This is a genomic window from Stenotrophomonas sp. KH_029 (assembly GCF_057839765.1).
The window spans coordinates 2,740,026-2,754,675 of record NZ_CM174498.1 but is presented as its reverse complement, the minus strand read 5'-3'; the positions used below and the strand labels follow the sequence as shown (position 1 = coordinate 2,754,675).

Sequence of the window (14,650 nt, the reverse complement as noted above, 5' to 3'; positions counted from 1 at the left end):
ATGGACGCCAGTTCGCAACACGACATCCGCACCCAGGCGCTGGCCTGCCGGGATGCTGCCCGGCAACTGGCGCAGCTGTCGTCCACCGCCAAGACGGCGCTGCTGGAGGCGATGGCCGCCGCGCTGGAAGCCGATGCCGATGCGATCCTGGCGGCGAACCAACGCGACCTGGCGGCGGCCGCGCAGAAGGGCGTGGGCACGGCGATGCTCGATCGCCTGGCGCTGAACCGGCAACGCCTGGCCGGCATCGCCGCGGCATTGCGCGAGGTGGCCGCGTTGCCCGATCCGGTCGGTCAGGTCACCCGCGACGAAGTGCGCCCCAACGGCATCCGCGTGCAGAAGGTGCGCGTGCCGCTGGGGGTGATCGCGATGATCTACGAAGCCCGCCCGAACGTGACCGCCGATGCGGCCGCGCTGTGCATCAAGGCCGGCAACGGGGTGATCCTGCGCGGCGGTTCGGAGGCGATCCACTCCAATACCGCCATCGCCGCCGCGCTCCGGCGCGCGCTGCGCCAGGCCGGGGTAGCCGAGGCCGCGCTGACCCTGGTGGAGGATCTGCGCCGGGAGACCATGCTGACCCTGCTGCAGCTCAACGACCTGGTCGACCTGGCGATCCCGCGCGGCGGCGAGGGGCTGATCCGTTTCGTGGCCGAACACGCGCGGGTGCCGGTGATCAAGCACTACAAGGGCGTCTGCCACCTGTACGTGGACCGCGCCGCGGACCTGCAGCGTGCGCTGGGCCTGCTGGTGGACGGCAAGTGCAGCCGGCCGTCAGCCTGCAATTCGCTGGAAACCCTGCTGGTGCATGCCGACATCGCCGCAGGCTTCCTGCCGCTGGCCGCGCAGGCGCTGGCCGGGCGCGGCGTGCAGGTGCGCGCCGATGCGCGCGCGCGCGCGTGGCTGCCCGATGCGCAGCCGGCCACCGAGGAGGACTACGCGGCCGAATACCTGGACCTGATCATCGCGGTGCGCGTGGTCGATGACCTGGACCAGGCATTGGCGCATATCCAGCAGTACAGCTCGGACCACACCGAGGTGATCGCCACCGAGGATGCGCGGGCCGCCGAGCGTTTCGTGCAGTCGCTGCGGTCGGCGGTGGTGATGGTCAATGCGTCGTCGCGGTTTTCCGACGGTGGCGAACTGGGCCTGGGCGCGGAGATCGGCATCTCCACCACCCGCCTGCACGCCTATGGCCCGATGGGCCTGGAGGCGCTTACCGTGGAGCGGTTCGTGGTGCGTGGGGACGGGCAGACGCGGGTGTGAGCAACCGCGCCGGCGGCCGCAACAGCCGGGCAGGGCCCGGCGCTACGGCAGCCACTTCCTGCGCGGCGCGGCTTCAGCCGGCCGCCAGCGCTTGCGTGGTCAGCCCCACCGGCCGGGCATGGTCATCCATGTGCAGGGTGACCGACTTGCTGCCGGCCAGGTGCGCAGCCAGCGCCGGGCTGGCGCCCAGGTCGCGGGCGATATCGGCCAGCGGCGCGTCCTGATGCGGCAGGCGGCGTTCCTTGCCGGCAAAACGCAGCCGGTTGTACTCGGCCCAGGCGATCAACAGCGCGGCACAGCACACCAGCATCACCGGCAGGGCGATCAGCACGAACGGGTCCACGGCCTGCTTGTACTCATACAGCTGCAGCCAGGCCAGGCGGCCGCCGAGCAGCCAGGACAGCAGGGTCACCAACGGTGCCCACAGGTAAAAATAGAAGCCCCAGAACGCCAGGGTCACAAAGCCCCAGGCAGTGCGCTGCAGCCGCGGCTGGCGGTGCGGTTTCTGGATCAGGCGCGAGTCGAAACGACGGGTGGATTTGACGGTGTTCATCGGATACCCCGGTCAGGACTGACCCAGACCGCCCGCTTGCCACGGCGCTTTAACAGCGTCTTGGGGAAGGCCACCAGGGTCGTGAACAGGCTGATCAACCAATACGCCATCGGGTACCAGATCACCCAGAAGTAATTGCGCCCGATATGGGTTTCGTAACGACGGTCGATGATCAGGCTGCTGGCGAACTGCAGCAGGCATACCAGTGCCAGGACCACCCCATGCCACTGCGGCAGCAGGGTGGCGATGTACAGGTCCGGCGGCATTGGCAGGAACTTGCCCAGCGCCCACAGCACGATGATGGCCAGCATGGTGTAGGCCCACAGCACGCTCAGGATGTACTCCAGCAGCACGCCCCACATCCGCCGCTTGCGCCAGTCGAACAGCGAGCGGCCATGCCGCAGCAGCACTTCCACGCCGCCCTGGGCCCAGCGCAGGCGCTGCCGCCACAGGCCCCTGAGGGTTTCAGGCATCAGGATGAAGCACAGCGCATTGGGTTCGTAGCGGATGTCCCAGTGGTCCAGCTGCAGGCGCCAGCTGATGTCGATGTCCTCGGTGACCATGTCATCGGCCCAGTAGCCGATGCGGTGCAGCGCGGTGCGGCGGAACCCGGCGATCACCCCGGAGATGGTGAAGATGCGCCCGTATACGCGCTGGGCGCGCTTGATCATGCCGATGATCGAGGAGAACTCGGCCACCTGCAGCCGCCCCAGCAGGGTGGAGCGGTTGCGGATGCGCGGGTTGCCGGTGACCGCGCCCACGCGCGGGCCGCTGGTCAGGTGCCAGACCATCCAGTGGGTGGCGTATTCCTCCAGCATCGCATCGCCGTCGATGCACACCAGGTATTCCGAACGCGCCGCCAGCGCGCCCATGCGCAGCGCATTGGCCTTGCCCAGGTTGCGGTCCAGGTGCACCACGCGCAGCCGCGGGTGCAGGGCGGCCATGGCATCCAGGCGCGGGCCGGTATCGTCGCTGCTGCCATCGTTGATGGCGATCACTTCGAAGTCCGGGTAGTTCTGCCGCAGCGCCGCGCCCAGCGTGTCGGCCAGGTTGTCGGCCTCGTTGTGGCAGGGAATCAGGATCGAGGCGAATGGGTAGGCGGCCATCGGCGGCGGGTCGCTGCGGTCGCGCGCCTTGCGTTCGCGCCGGAAGAAGTAATACAGCCCGCCGGACATCCAGAAGAACGCCATCACCATGGGATAGAAGAAGGCGAACTGGAACAGGGCATAGAGGAACGGATGCATGGCGGCCTCACTTTTCCTCGTACGGGAAGCTGCGCGAGGACATCGCCGCGCGCGCGTCGGAAGTGGAAGGATGGCCGGCGATGAAGTCGTCCGGGTACCAGGCGAAATGGCGCACGCCCTGCGCCTGCAGGCGGCGGATCTGCGCGCGCAGGCGCGCACCGGGGATCGGCTTGCGGGTGTGCCAGTCCACCGTCTGCAGTTCGAACAGGGTCTGCGCCAGCTGCGGGTCGTGCTGGCGCACCGCCACCACCAACCGGTCCAGCCAGCGTTCGGGATTGCGGCTGCCTTCCATCCACGGCATGGCCATCAGTGCGGTGTGGTCGTAGGCCTTGTTGAACAGGTCCAGGCGCTGGGCGAACCAGCTGGCGCTCTGCGGCTGCAGCACCGGCTGGGCGTACAGGTTGCGCACGGTGGCCAGCTTGGGCCGCCAGCGCTGGGCCGAGGCACGCAGCTCCAGGGTGAAGTCGATCAGCGCCTGGGTACGCGCGCCGTCCTCGCCTTCGGCCGGCAGCTGGGTCAGTTCGGTGTCGCGCAGGTAGGCATCGTCGTGGAACAGCAGGCCTTCGAAGTAGGAGTTGATCGCCAGGTCTTCGTAGATGTCGGCGATGATCCGGCGCACCTGCGGGCGGGTGAAGTCCAGCCGGAAGATGCCGTCGCGTTCGGGGCTGGCGATGGCCAGCGCCTTGCGGATCTGCGGGTCCTTGAGTTCATAGCCCAGCACCGGCAGCCAGGCGAACACTTTGACCTCGGCGCGGGTCTTGAGCTGCCAGGCCACGCGGTTGAACAGGTCCGCGCGCATCGGCAGGTGGCGGTTGGGGAAGTACAGCGCATCGGCCGAGCCATTGCCGTCCGGGTCGGCGAAGGCCTGCAGGAACACGTGGGTGGGGCCGATCTTCTTGACCCGCTCGATCAGCGCGTCCAGGTTCTTGCCCTGCTGCACCGGGTCGGCGTCGTAGACCGCGTCCAGGTCGATCTGCAGGGCGCGCATGCCGTCGCGCTCGACATCGCGGCGCAGCTCGTAGGCCAGTTCGATCACGGTGGGGTTGTCGGTCACCAGCAGCCGCGCCAGGCCGTGCAGGTCGCGCGTGACCGGGGTGCTGCGGCCTTCCAGGTCGAAGGACACTGGCATGCCGAGCTGCTCGGCGATGTCGTTGCTCAAGGCGTTGTAGGCCGCATACGGCCACACGATCGCCTTGGGCGACACCCCGACGTTGCGCTGGATGCGCTCCACGCTGCGGCTCAGGTCGGTGCGCAGCCGGGTTTGGTAGTCGGCCGCGCTTTCATAGCGTTTGGCCACCGGGTCGTAGATGCGGGTGATCACCGCCGGGGTGGAATTGCCCTGCGGGTTGGACTGCACGCCGTGGTGCAGGTTGTCGGTATGGCTGGCCAGTTCGATCAGCCCGCTCTTCTGCATTTCGCGCAGCTGCTCCCAGCTGAGGAAATCATCGCGGGTGAACGGACGGTAGCCGTAGTCGATCTGCCGGCCGGCCGGCATGTCCACGTAGTCGGTGATCACCGCCACCAGCGCCGGGTAGTTGTACGCGCGCAGCAGCGGGAACACCTTGCTGTAGACGCTGCGCAGGCCGTCATCGAAGGTCAGCAGCACCGGCTTGGGCGGCAGCGGCGCGCCGCCCTGGGAGGCGGCGATCAGCTGGGACAGCGACACCGGGTGGTAACCATGGGCCGACAGCCAGTCCAGGTGCGCGGCGAAGTTCTGCGTGCTCACCGCGTAGGCGTCCGCATCGCCGGTGGTGGCCACATCGTCGCGGACGTCGTGGTAGCTGAGCACCAGCAGGCCGTTGTCGGCCGCGTCCAGCAGCGCCGCCCGCGGCTGCGCCCCGGCCGGGGCCACGACCGCCAGCAACGCCAGCAGCACGCACAGGGTCCATCGTTTCAAATCCATGTGATGCATCTCATTGTCCCCAGCGCAGGCCGACGTCCAGCCCGATATGTCGTTCACGTTGTCCGTCGTACACCGGCCGCGACCAGCTCACGCCGTACTCGAAGATGCGCCCGACGCCGAACTGCCATTCATGGCGGTATTCGGCCGAGGGCACGATCGCGCTGCCATAGCCCTGCTGCCAGTACTGGCCCACCGACACGGTGAGGCGGTGGCGGAAGTGGCGTTCGTAGTGACGCCACAGCTGCTGGTCCACGCGCAGCCCCAGTTCCACCGAATGGTCTTCGGAGGGGTTGAAGTAGGGGGCGTCGTTGCGGCTGCCACGGCTGGCGTACGCGCTGCCCAGACCATCCAGCAGCAAGGTCGGGCGGGTCAGCAGGCGCTGTTCGATCGCGGTGTTGACCGTGTCGCGGCGGTTGCCGTCGTCGTAGCGGAACTGGCTGGCGCCGATGCTCCAGTGGGTGCGTTCGTTGCGCTTGTAATCCACCGCCACGGCCACGCTGTCGGCACTGATGCCGGCCACGCGGGCCTGCATCGAGGCATCGGCGGCGTTGCGCGCGGCGGTGATGCCGGCATGCCACTGGTCGTTGAACTGCCAGCCGACGCCGGCGCTCAGGCCGGTGTCGCCGACATGATCGTTGGCGCGGTCGACGAAGGCCTCGGCGTCGGCGCGGCCGAAGCGGTAGCGCGTGCCCAGGCCCAGCCGCAACGGTTGGATGGTCCGGTCCTGGAAATCGACGCTGCGGCGGTCGGCGAAGGCGACCACGCGCCAGCGGTCGTCGATCACCGGCGACTGCACTTCCACGCCGTAGCGGCCGTCGTTCTTGCCCAGCGGCGAGGCACCGTCACCGCCGGCACTGCGCCCGCCTTCGGCATAGGCATGCAGTTGCCAGCCGCGGTGGGCGCGCCAGCTGCGCTCCATGCGCTGCACCGCGGGCTGGCCGGGGTAGCGCTGCATCAGGGTATCGTGCAGCGGGCGGGCCAGGTCGTCGCGCTGCAGTTCCACGTAGGCATCCACCTGGCCCAGCCGCGCCGGCACGTCGCGCGGGTCCAGGGTGTTGGCCATGCTGTAGCGTTCCAGCGCCTGCCGCGGCCAGCCGCGCATCATGTAGATGTTGCCCAGCGAGGATTGGGTGCCGGTGTTGCCCGGGGCGATCTCGATCATCGTTTCCAGCTCGCGCTGGGCGGTGGGCAGGTCGCCGCTGTAGGCGCGCACCATGGCCAGGTTGAGGTCGGCCTCGTAACGCGGCCAGTTGGCGTGCGGGGTCTTGGCCCCGTTGCTCCAGCGCCATGCCGGTTGGTCGGCCTGCCACTTCTTGAGCAGGGCGATGGCCGCCTCGGGCTGTTCGCTTTCCAGGTAGGCGTAGGCCAGTTCCGAGCGCACGTCCGGCGCGTCGGGGTCGGCCTGGAGCGCCGCGGCGAGCACCGGAATGGCCTCGCGCGGGTGCTCGGTGGCCATCAGCGAGTCGCCGATGGCGGCCATCAGGTAGTTCGGCACCGGATGGCCCTGGGCCAGCAGCGTGCGGTATTCGTCGCGCACCTGGGCGTGGCGGCCGAGGCGGTTGAGCAGGATCAGGCGGTCGTGGCGGATCCGCAGCGGGGCGTCCTGCGCGCTGCTGCCGTCGCGGTCCAGGTACTGCTGCATGCGCGCCAGGGCGTCGTCGGCTTCATCCAGGCGGGTGTCTTCGCTGGTGCCGTAAGCCAGGCTCCAGCCGGCCAGCTTGGCCAGGTAGTTGGTTTCCAGGCGTTGCTGCTGCCCGGCGTCGAACAGTTGCGGGCGGGCCTGGTAGAGCTGCCAGGCCCGGTAGGCGTTGCCGATGTCGGCCAGGGTCAGCACCTGCAGCTTGTACAGCAGCTCGTCCTGTGGCGCGCGCAGCTGCGCCCGTTCGATCGCGGCCAGCGCGTCGAGCCACTGGGCGTGGTCGCGATACTGGCCGATTTCGACCAGGGGGTCTGCCGGCGTGGGCGCCGCATGGGCGCTGGTGCTGGTCAGACAGAGTGTGGCGCATGCCAGGCTGACGCAAAGCGCCAGCGGCCGATGGTTGTGCATGGAACCCCCGAGCATCCTTTCAGTGATGTGATCTGCGAAACTGTGACGCACATCACATGCCAATCCTGCCTGACTTTTATGGTGTATACAAATCGTTAAGGCGTGAGTTCAGCAAAGCGGTCTATCGACCTGCGCGCACAACAGCGCGCAATGCCTTGATTGCAAAGGTTCTCCGGCCGCCGCCACGGCGAATTCCGGAAACGTCATCCGCCCTGAAGCCGTTCAGTGGAGCATCCGCGGCCGGCGGCCGCAGTGGGCTGCCTGCCGTTGCCGGCAGGTCAGTTAGTGACACGCTACGTCAGCAGATGCGCAGGGCGCGTGTAGATGTGCCGTTCACCACTGGTCTTCGAGCTTCTGCGGTTTGCAGGCCACCCAGGAGGCGCTGAGCAGGACCACCGCGCAGACCACCAGGAAGCCGAACGGCAGGTACCAGCCGCCGCTGAGTTCGTGCAGCCAGCCGAACAGGAACGGGCCCAGGCAGCTGAAGGCGTAGCCGACGCCCTGCATGAAGCCGGACAGGGCCGCAGAACCGGCGGGGGTGCGGGTGCGCAGGTTGATCAGGGTCAGCGCCAGCGGGAAGGTCGACGGCCCCACACCGAGCAGCACCGCCCACAGCCAGGGCGCTTTCATCGGGGCGAACAGCAGGCCGGCAAAGGCGATCAGGAACGCGGAAAAACCGATCAGCACCAGCGGGAACGGGTTGCGCAGGCGCACCGCCAGGGCCGGCATGGTCAGCGAGGGCAGCAGGCCGCAGGCGGCGAAGATGGCGACCATGATGCCGCCGAAGGCCGGGGTGGCACCGGCTTCGACGACGATGCGCGGCAGCCAGGTGAACATCGAGTAGGTCATCAGCGAGGTCATGCCGAACATCAGGGTCATGCCCCAGCCCAGCGGGGTGCGCCAGACCTTGCCGTGCGGCTGGGCCGCGGGGTCGGCGGCGGTATCCAGCGGGTCCGGGTGCGGGCGGCGGCGGGCCAGCATCATCCAGGGCAGGGCGGCGGCCAGGGCCAGGATCGCCCAGATGCCCAGCGAGACGCGCCAGCCGGCGCTCTGGGCCAGCGGTACGGCGAGCAGGGCCGGCAGCATGGTGCCGATCTGCAGGACGGTGATGTACAGGGTGCTGACGGTGCCGACGCGGTTGGCGAAGTAGCGTTTGACCAGCGGCGGGACGACCACGTTGCCGATGCCCATGCCGGCCAGGGCGACCACCGAGCCGAACAGCAGGCTGCCGACGCCGCCGGCCATCGAGCGCAGCAGCAGGCCGACGGCGGCCAGGACCATGGCCAGCAGGGCGGTGCGTTCCAGGCCGATGCGGCGGGCCAGCAGCGGGGTGGTGACGCCGAACAGGGCGAACGCGGCGGTGGGCAGCATGCCCAGCACGCCGGTCATGGTGGTGCCAAAGCCGAAGGTCTGGCCCAGCAGGTCCAGCAGCGGGGTGACCGAGGTGACGGCGGTGCGCAGGTTCAGTGCGGCCAGCAGGATGGCGGCAAAGGCGAGCACGCGTCCGCGCAGCAGGGACGAGGCGTGGGGATCTGGGTGGGTCATGGAGGTGGATCTCGTGCAGGTGGCGCAACACCGTGGGGGCGGAGGTGCGTAAACGCAGAACCCGGCCAGCGGCCGGATTCTGCAGGGTATCAGCGGAGCAGGATGGGAATGGAGTCGCGCGCGTCCTGTGGCGCCATTGTACCTGCGGCACCTTGCCGGCGATGAACCGGCCGCGCGGTGCGTTCGGCCCTGTCAGGTGGCCGACATGTCGGCCAGCAGCTGGCCGAATGCATCGGCCGCCGCGCTGCTGCCCAGCGCACGCCGGATCAGCCGGAACTGCGCTGCCGGCAACGCGGGCAGTCCGTACTGGCCGTCCACGACGACCATGCCCGGCTCCAGGTCGCCTTGCGGCAATGCGGTGATGGCCAGGCCGGCCAGTACGGCGGCGCGCAGTCCCTGCTGGCTGGGCGAGGTGAACACGATGCGCCAGTCCACCCCGGCGGTATCCAGCGCCTCCACCCCCACCTGCCGGTGCATGCAGGGCGTTGGCGAGAAGGCAAGAGGCAATGGCTGGCCCGCATCGAAGTCGACGGCCTGTGCCGCCGCCCATACGAACTGCGTGGGCCGCAGCAGGGTGCCGCCATCGCCGCTGCCGGGCAACGACATGACCACCGCCAGGTCCAGCGCGTCTGCCGCTACCAACGCGCGCAGATCAAGGTAGGTGCCCACGGTCACCTCCAGGCGAACGGCCGGAAACAGCCGCGAGAAACGCGACAGCAGCGACGGCAGGCGCTCGCCCATGAAGTTCTCGGGCACGCCGAAGCGCACGGCCCCCGACAGCGATGAGCGGTGGAAGCGATGGGCCAGCGCGTCGTGCGCGGCCAGGACTGCGAGCGCGTGGCGCAGGAAGTCCTCGCCGTCCTCGGTCAGCGATAACCGGCGGGTAGTGCGCACCAGCAGCGCAATGCCGGCTTGTGCCTCAAGCCGGCGAATCTGGTGGCTGATCGCCGATTGGCTCAGGTGCAGCCGTTCGGCCGCGCGGGTAAAACCGCCGGTGTCGGTCACCGCGACAAGCGCGCGGAGCAGGGCGGGGTCGTAGTCCATGGCATCAATGATGATGGAAATTGATCAATCCCACAAAATTTAATCATTTCCATCATTTCCAGTGGGCTTCCAGAATGGCGCACCGGTTTGATCCCGCCCCTTTCTGCCTGCCTTCGGGCCGGGCGGCCGGGGCGTGGCCAGACATTCCCACCCCTCCCCGGAAGGCCTAGATGCCACTCTCCACTTCGCAGAAAAACCATTTCACCCTGGCCGGTGTATGCCTTGCTTCCCTGATGTTCGGCCTGGAGATATCCAGCGTGCCGGTCATCCTTCCCACGCTGGAAACCGTACTGCACAGCGACTTCAATGACCTGCAGTGGATCATGAATGCCTACACCATCGCCTGCACCACCGTGTTGATGGCAACGGGAACGCTGGCTGATCGCTATGGCCGCAAGCGGCTGCTGGTCGGCAGCCTGGCGTTGTTCGGTATCAGTTCGATGGCGTGCGGCTGGGCAGGCAGCGCCTACACCCTGATCGGCGCCCGCTCCCTGCAGGGCATGTCCGGTGGGGCCATGTTGATCTGCCAAGTGGCGGTGCTCTCGCACCGTTTCCCGGCAGGCATGGCCAGGGGCAGGGCATTTGGCACCTGGGGCATCGTCTTCGGGCTTGGCCTTGGTTTCGGGCCCATCATCGGTGCTGCGATCGTCGCGCTGTCCAGCTGGCAATGGGTATTCCTGGTGCATGGCCCACTGGCCGTGCTCGCCCTGGTGCTGGTGGTGGCGGGCGTGGACGAGTCGCGTGACCGGCAGCATCGCCGGCTGGACCTGCTGGGCATCGCGTCGCTGTCGCTGGCGGTGTTGGGCATCGCCTGGTACATCACGCAGGGACCTGCGCTCGGGTTTGCCAGTGTGCCGGCGCTGGCCAGCCTGCTGGTTGGCGGCCTTGCCATCGCTGTTTTCATCTGGGCCGAACGCCGTCATGAAGATCCGATGTTCGACTTTTCGGTATTCCGCATCCGTCGCTTTTCCGGCGCGCTGTCCGGATCGGCCGGCATGAATTTCAGTTTCTGGCCATGCATGATCTTCCTGCCGCTGTATTTCCAGAACGCGCTGGGCTACGACGCACTGGGCAGTGGCCTGTCGTTGCTGGCCTATACGTTGCCGACCCTGCTGTTCCCGCCCGTGGGCGAACGCCTTGCGATGCGCCATGGCGCCGATCGCATCATTCCCCTGGGCCTGTTCACCATCGGCCTGGGTTTCATGATGATGGAATGGGGGAGCAGCGCGCCGCACGCCAGTGGGTTGACCATGCTGCCGGGTAGCCTGCTGGCCGGCATCGGCCTGGGCCTGACCAACACGCCGGTCACCAACACCACCACGGCGGCGGTGCCCGGCGACCGGGCGGGCATGGCGTCCGGCATCGACATCAGTGCGCGCATGATCAGCCTTTCCCTCAACATCGCGCTGATGGGCTACCTGTTTGTCCAGGGCACGCTGGCGGCGTTGCGGGCCTCCCTGCCGCAGGTACCGGCGCACGCGCCGTTGCATGCGCTGGCCGAACGCCTGACAGCAGGCAGTGCCGCGGCCGATGGCATGGGGGCGGTTCCGGCAGTGGTGGCCCGGGCCGCGCTGGCGCAGGGGTTCGGATGGGTGCTTCTGTACGGCGGCATCGCCGTGTGGGTATGGGCCGCGCTCAGCCTGCTGGCATTCGGGCGCCGCCCGTCCACGCAGGGCATCGCGGTCCGGTCATAGCCGCCGCGCGGACACAAAAAAGCCCGGAGGACGTTCGTCTTCCAGGCTTCAATGTGACCATCAAATGGTCGGGGAGACAGGATTCGAACCTGCGACCTCTACGTCCCGAACGTAGCGCTCTACCAGACTGAGCTACACCCCGTAAGGAGCCGCCTATTGTAGCCATCCCCGCTTCCGGCGGCAAGGGGGATGTTGCATTCACCTTCGGTGCCGTGCTGCCACGGCCCCTGCAACAAAAAAGCCTGGAGAAGGTTCCAGGCTTCAATGCGACCACCGAAGTGGTCGGGGAGACAGGATTCGAACCTGCGACCTCTACGTCCCGAACGTAGCGCTCTACCAGACTGAGCTACACCCCGAAGGAGCCGCCAAGAATACGGCGTGAAGACCGTATCGGCAACCTTTTTTTACGGTTTCAGCGCAGTTCGTCGTCGGCGCGGTTGCTCTCGCGGGCTTCGAACCACATGCCGTTGAGGATGGCCACGACCGAGGCCAGCCCTGCGCCGAGGATCCAGGCGAAATACCACATGGTCAATCTCCTAACTTGATGACGGGGGCGGTGCCGGCCATTGGTCGGCACCCGGGCAATCAGTACGCGTTGGGGTTGTCGCCCATTTCCTCGGCGGTGGTCTTGCCCTTCATCACCCGGTACACCCAAGTGGTGTAGCCGATGATGATCGGCAGGAAGATCGCCGTGGCCAGCAGCATGATCCACAGCGTCAGGTGGCTGGACGAGCTGTCCCAGACGGTGAGGCTGGAAACGGGTTGGCTGGAGGAGGGCAGCAGGAACGGGAAGATCGCAAAGCCGACGGTGAGGATGATGCCGGCGATGGACGCGCCCGAGGCGAGGAAGGCCAGGCCGCCGCGACGGGCACGCAGCAGGAAGGCGCTGGCCAGCGCACCGAGCAGGCCCACCAGCGGGAACACCAGCGTGGCCGGCATGCTGCTGTAGTTGCGCAGCCAGCCACCGGCCGCCGCGCCGATCTGGGCGGTCTTCAGCAGCGGATTGGTCGGGCCGTCGGTCACCACCTGCGAGGTGATCTGGTAGCCGGGCAGGCCGAAGGCCACCCAGGCGCCGGCAGCGGCGAACAGCACCACGCTGGCCAGCGCGGCGATGCTGCCGTAGCGGGCCGAACGCTCGGCCACCGGGCCGTCGGTCTTGAGCACCAGCATGGCCGCACCGTGGGACACCAGCATGGCCACGCTGACCAGGCCGGCCACCAGCGCGAACGGGTTGAGCAGGGCGAAGAACGAACCGGTGTAGAAGATGCGCATGCTGTCATCGAAGTGGAACGGCACGCCCACCAGTACGTTGCCCACCGCCACGCCGGCGATCAGGCCCGGCAGCAGGCCGCCGACGAACAGCACCCAATCCCAGGTATCGCGCCAGCGCTTGCTGGGCATCTTGCTGCGGTACTTGAAGCCGACCGGGCGCAGGATCAGCCCGAACAGCATCACAAACACCGCCAGGTAGAAGCCGGAGAAGCTCACCGCATACAGCGGCGGCCAGGCGGCGAAGATCGCGCCGCCGCCCAGCACCAGCCAAACCTGGTTGCCTTCCCAGACCGGGCCGACGGTGTTGATCACCAGCCGGCGCTCGTCGTCGGTGCGGGCCACGAACGGCAGCAAGGTGCCCACGCCCAGGTCGAAACCGTCCATGACGGCCCAGCCGACCAGCAGGATGCCGAGCAGCAGCCACCAGATCACGCGGAGCGTGGTGTAATCAAGTGCAATGAATTCCATCTGGATTCTCCTGCCTCAGGCTTGGCCGGGGGCGGCGGCAGTGTGGGGGGCGGGGCGCATATCGGCCTGCAGCGAGGGCAGGATGTCGTCGGGGCCCTTGCGGATCGCCTTCAGCATCAGCTTGACCTCGATCACCAGCAACACCGTGTACAGCCCGGTGAACACCGCCAGGGTGGTCAGGATTTCGTGCAGGGCCAGGCCCGATGCAGCGTAGAAGGTGGGCAGCACGCCATCCACCGCCCACGGCTGGCGGCCGTACTCGGCCACGAACCAGCCGCATTCGATCGCAATCCACGGTGCCGGCAGCGACCACACCGCCAGCTTGAGGAACCAGCGCTTGTCCTGGAAGTTGTGCCGGCAGGAGAAGTAGAAGGCCAGCGCGAAGAAGGCGATCAGGTAGAAGCCCAGCCCGGCCATGATGCGGAAGGTCCAGAACAGCGGTGCCACGCGTGGCACGGTATCCATGGCCGCCTTGGAGATTTCTTCCGGGGTGGCGTTGAGGATGTCCTCGCGGTAGCGCTTGAGCAGCAGGCCGTGGCCCAGGTCCTGCCAGTGGCGGTCGAACATCTCGCGCGCCTGCACATCGTTCTTGTCCTTGCGCACGCGCTCCAGCGCACCGTAGGCGATCTGGCCGCCGCGGATGCGGTTCTCCGCGCGCCCCACCAGTTCCAGGATGCCCGGGATCGGCTGGTCCAGCGAACGGGTGGCGATCAGGCCCATCAGGTAGGGGATCTTGATCGCGTAGTCGTTGGTGTGGGTGGCCTGGTTGGGGATGCCGAAGGCGGTGAAATCGGCCGGGGCACGCTCGGTTTCCCACATCGCTTCGATCGCGGCCAGCTTCATCTTCTGGTGTTCGCTGGCGGCGTAACCGCTCTCGTCACCCAGCACCACCACCGACAGCGAGGACAGCAGGCCGAACGCGGCCGCCACCGCGAACGAGCGCCGGGCCATGTCCTTGTGCTTGTTGCGCAGCAGGTACAGCGCGCTGATGGACATCACAAACACCGCGCCGGTCACATAGCCGGCACTGACGGTGTGCACGAACTTGGCCTGGGCCACCGGGTTGAACAGCACCGCGGCGAAGTCCACCACTTCCATGCGCATCGTTTCGGGGTTGAACACCGCGCCGGTGGGGTTCTGCATCCAGCCGTTGGCGATCAGGATCCACACCGCCGACAGATTGGTGCCCAGCGCCATCAGCCAGGTCACGGTGAGGTGCTTGACCGGGCTCAGGCGCTTCCAGCCGAAGAAGAACAGGCCGATGAAGCTGGCTTCCAGGAAGAACGCCATCAGCCCTTCGATGGCCAGCGGTGCGCCGAAGATATCGCCGACGTAGTGGCTGTAGTAGGACCAGTTCATGCCGAACTGGAATTCCATCACGATGCCGGTGGCCACGCCGATGGCGAAGTTGATGCCGAACAGCGTGCCCCAGAACAGGGTCATCTGCCGCCAGACCGGCTTGCGGGTCATGACGTACACGCTCTCCATGATGGCCACCATGAACGACAGGCCCAGGGTGAGCGGGACGAAAAGGAAGTGGTACATCGCGGTCAGGGCGAATTGCAGCCGTGACAGTTCTACGACTGTCTGATCGATCATGGCCTGGCTACCTCGTTG

Annotated in this window: 11 protein-coding genes and 2 tRNA genes; 2 read left to right on the top strand and 11 right to left on the bottom strand. The window is 67.5% G+C overall.

Annotation, left to right across the window (positions count from 1 at the left end; translation table 11 throughout):
• Positions 1–1,263 (top strand): glutamate-5-semialdehyde dehydrogenase, encoded by a 1,263-nt coding sequence (locus tag AC3ITM_RS12475; RefSeq protein WP_489265383.1) that lies wholly within the window; start codon positions 1–3, stop codon positions 1,261–1,263.
• A gap of 73 nt (positions 1,264–1,336) precedes the next feature.
• Here AC3ITM_RS12475 and pgaD read toward each other — a convergent pair whose 3' ends face one another.
• The 6 genes from pgaD to AC3ITM_RS12445 all read right to left on the bottom strand — a co-directional run bounded on the left by pgaD (position 1,337) and on the right by AC3ITM_RS12445 (position 9,599).
• Positions 1,337–1,816 carry a poly-beta-1,6-N-acetyl-D-glucosamine biosynthesis protein PgaD gene (gene pgaD, locus AC3ITM_RS12470; RefSeq protein WP_489265381.1) on the bottom strand — a complete coding sequence of 160 codons (480 nt, stop codon included), beginning with the start codon at positions 1,814–1,816 and terminating at the stop codon, positions 1,337–1,339.
• Positions 1,813–3,060 carry a poly-beta-1,6-N-acetyl-D-glucosamine synthase gene (gene pgaC, locus AC3ITM_RS12465; protein WP_489265379.1) on the bottom strand — a complete coding sequence of 416 codons (1,248 nt, stop codon included), beginning with the start codon at positions 3,058–3,060 and terminating at the stop codon, positions 1,813–1,815. The genes pgaD and pgaC overlap by 4 nt, the downstream gene beginning before the upstream one ends.
• A gap of 7 nt (positions 3,061–3,067) precedes the next feature.
• The gene (gene pgaB / locus AC3ITM_RS12460; protein ID WP_489265377.1) at positions 3,068–4,963 is read right to left on the bottom strand and encodes a poly-beta-1,6-N-acetyl-D-glucosamine N-deacetylase PgaB; all 1,896 of its coding nucleotides are present in this window, start codon (positions 4,961–4,963) and stop codon (positions 3,068–3,070) included.
• Between the two features lie 10 nt (positions 4,964–4,973).
• Positions 4,974–7,010 carry a poly-beta-1,6 N-acetyl-D-glucosamine export porin PgaA gene (gene pgaA, locus AC3ITM_RS12455; RefSeq protein ID WP_489265375.1) on the bottom strand — a complete coding sequence of 679 codons (2,037 nt, stop codon included), beginning with the start codon at positions 7,008–7,010 and terminating at the stop codon, positions 4,974–4,976.
• Positions 7,011–7,343: 333 nt separating this feature from the next.
• Positions 7,344–8,555: a CynX/NimT family MFS transporter gene (locus AC3ITM_RS12450; protein WP_489265374.1), complete on the bottom strand. Its 1,212-nt coding sequence runs from the start codon at positions 8,553–8,555 to the stop codon at positions 7,344–7,346.
• Between the two features lie 192 nt (positions 8,556–8,747).
• The gene (locus AC3ITM_RS12445) at positions 8,748–9,599 is read right to left on the bottom strand and encodes a LysR substrate-binding domain-containing protein (RefSeq protein ID WP_489265372.1); all 852 of its coding nucleotides are present in this window, start codon (positions 9,597–9,599) and stop codon (positions 8,748–8,750) included.
• Positions 9,600–9,769: 170 nt separating this feature from the next.
• Here AC3ITM_RS12445 and AC3ITM_RS12440 point away from each other — a divergent pair, with 170 nt between their 5' ends.
• Complete coding sequence (locus AC3ITM_RS12440; RefSeq protein ID WP_489265371.1) at positions 9,770–11,293, top strand: MFS transporter; 1,524 nt, start codon at positions 9,770–9,772, stop codon at positions 11,291–11,293.
• Between the two features lie 65 nt (positions 11,294–11,358).
• On the opposite strand, the gene AC3ITM_RS12435 is transcribed toward AC3ITM_RS12440, so the two are convergent.
• The 5 genes from AC3ITM_RS12435 to AC3ITM_RS12415 form a co-directional block, all read right to left on the bottom strand.
• Positions 11,359–11,435, bottom strand: a tRNA-Pro gene (locus AC3ITM_RS12435).
• Positions 11,436–11,572: 137 nt separating this feature from the next.
• A tRNA-Pro gene (locus AC3ITM_RS12430) sits at positions 11,573–11,649 on the bottom strand.
• A gap of 56 nt (positions 11,650–11,705) precedes the next feature.
• On the bottom strand, positions 11,706–11,819 hold the full coding sequence (cydX, locus tag AC3ITM_RS12425) for a cytochrome bd-I oxidase subunit CydX (RefSeq protein ID WP_228886797.1): 114 nt from the start codon (positions 11,817–11,819) through the stop codon (positions 11,706–11,708).
• Between the two features lie 59 nt (positions 11,820–11,878).
• Positions 11,879–13,033, bottom strand: a complete 1,155-nt coding sequence (gene cydB, locus AC3ITM_RS12420) for a cytochrome d ubiquinol oxidase subunit II (RefSeq protein ID WP_489265369.1) — start codon at positions 13,031–13,033, stop codon at positions 11,879–11,881.
• 15 nt (positions 13,034–13,048) lie between these two features.
• Positions 13,049–14,632 carry a cytochrome ubiquinol oxidase subunit I gene (locus tag AC3ITM_RS12415; protein WP_489265367.1) on the bottom strand — a complete coding sequence of 528 codons (1,584 nt, stop codon included), beginning with the start codon at positions 14,630–14,632 and terminating at the stop codon, positions 13,049–13,051.
• Positions 14,633–14,650: the final 18 nt, after the last annotated feature.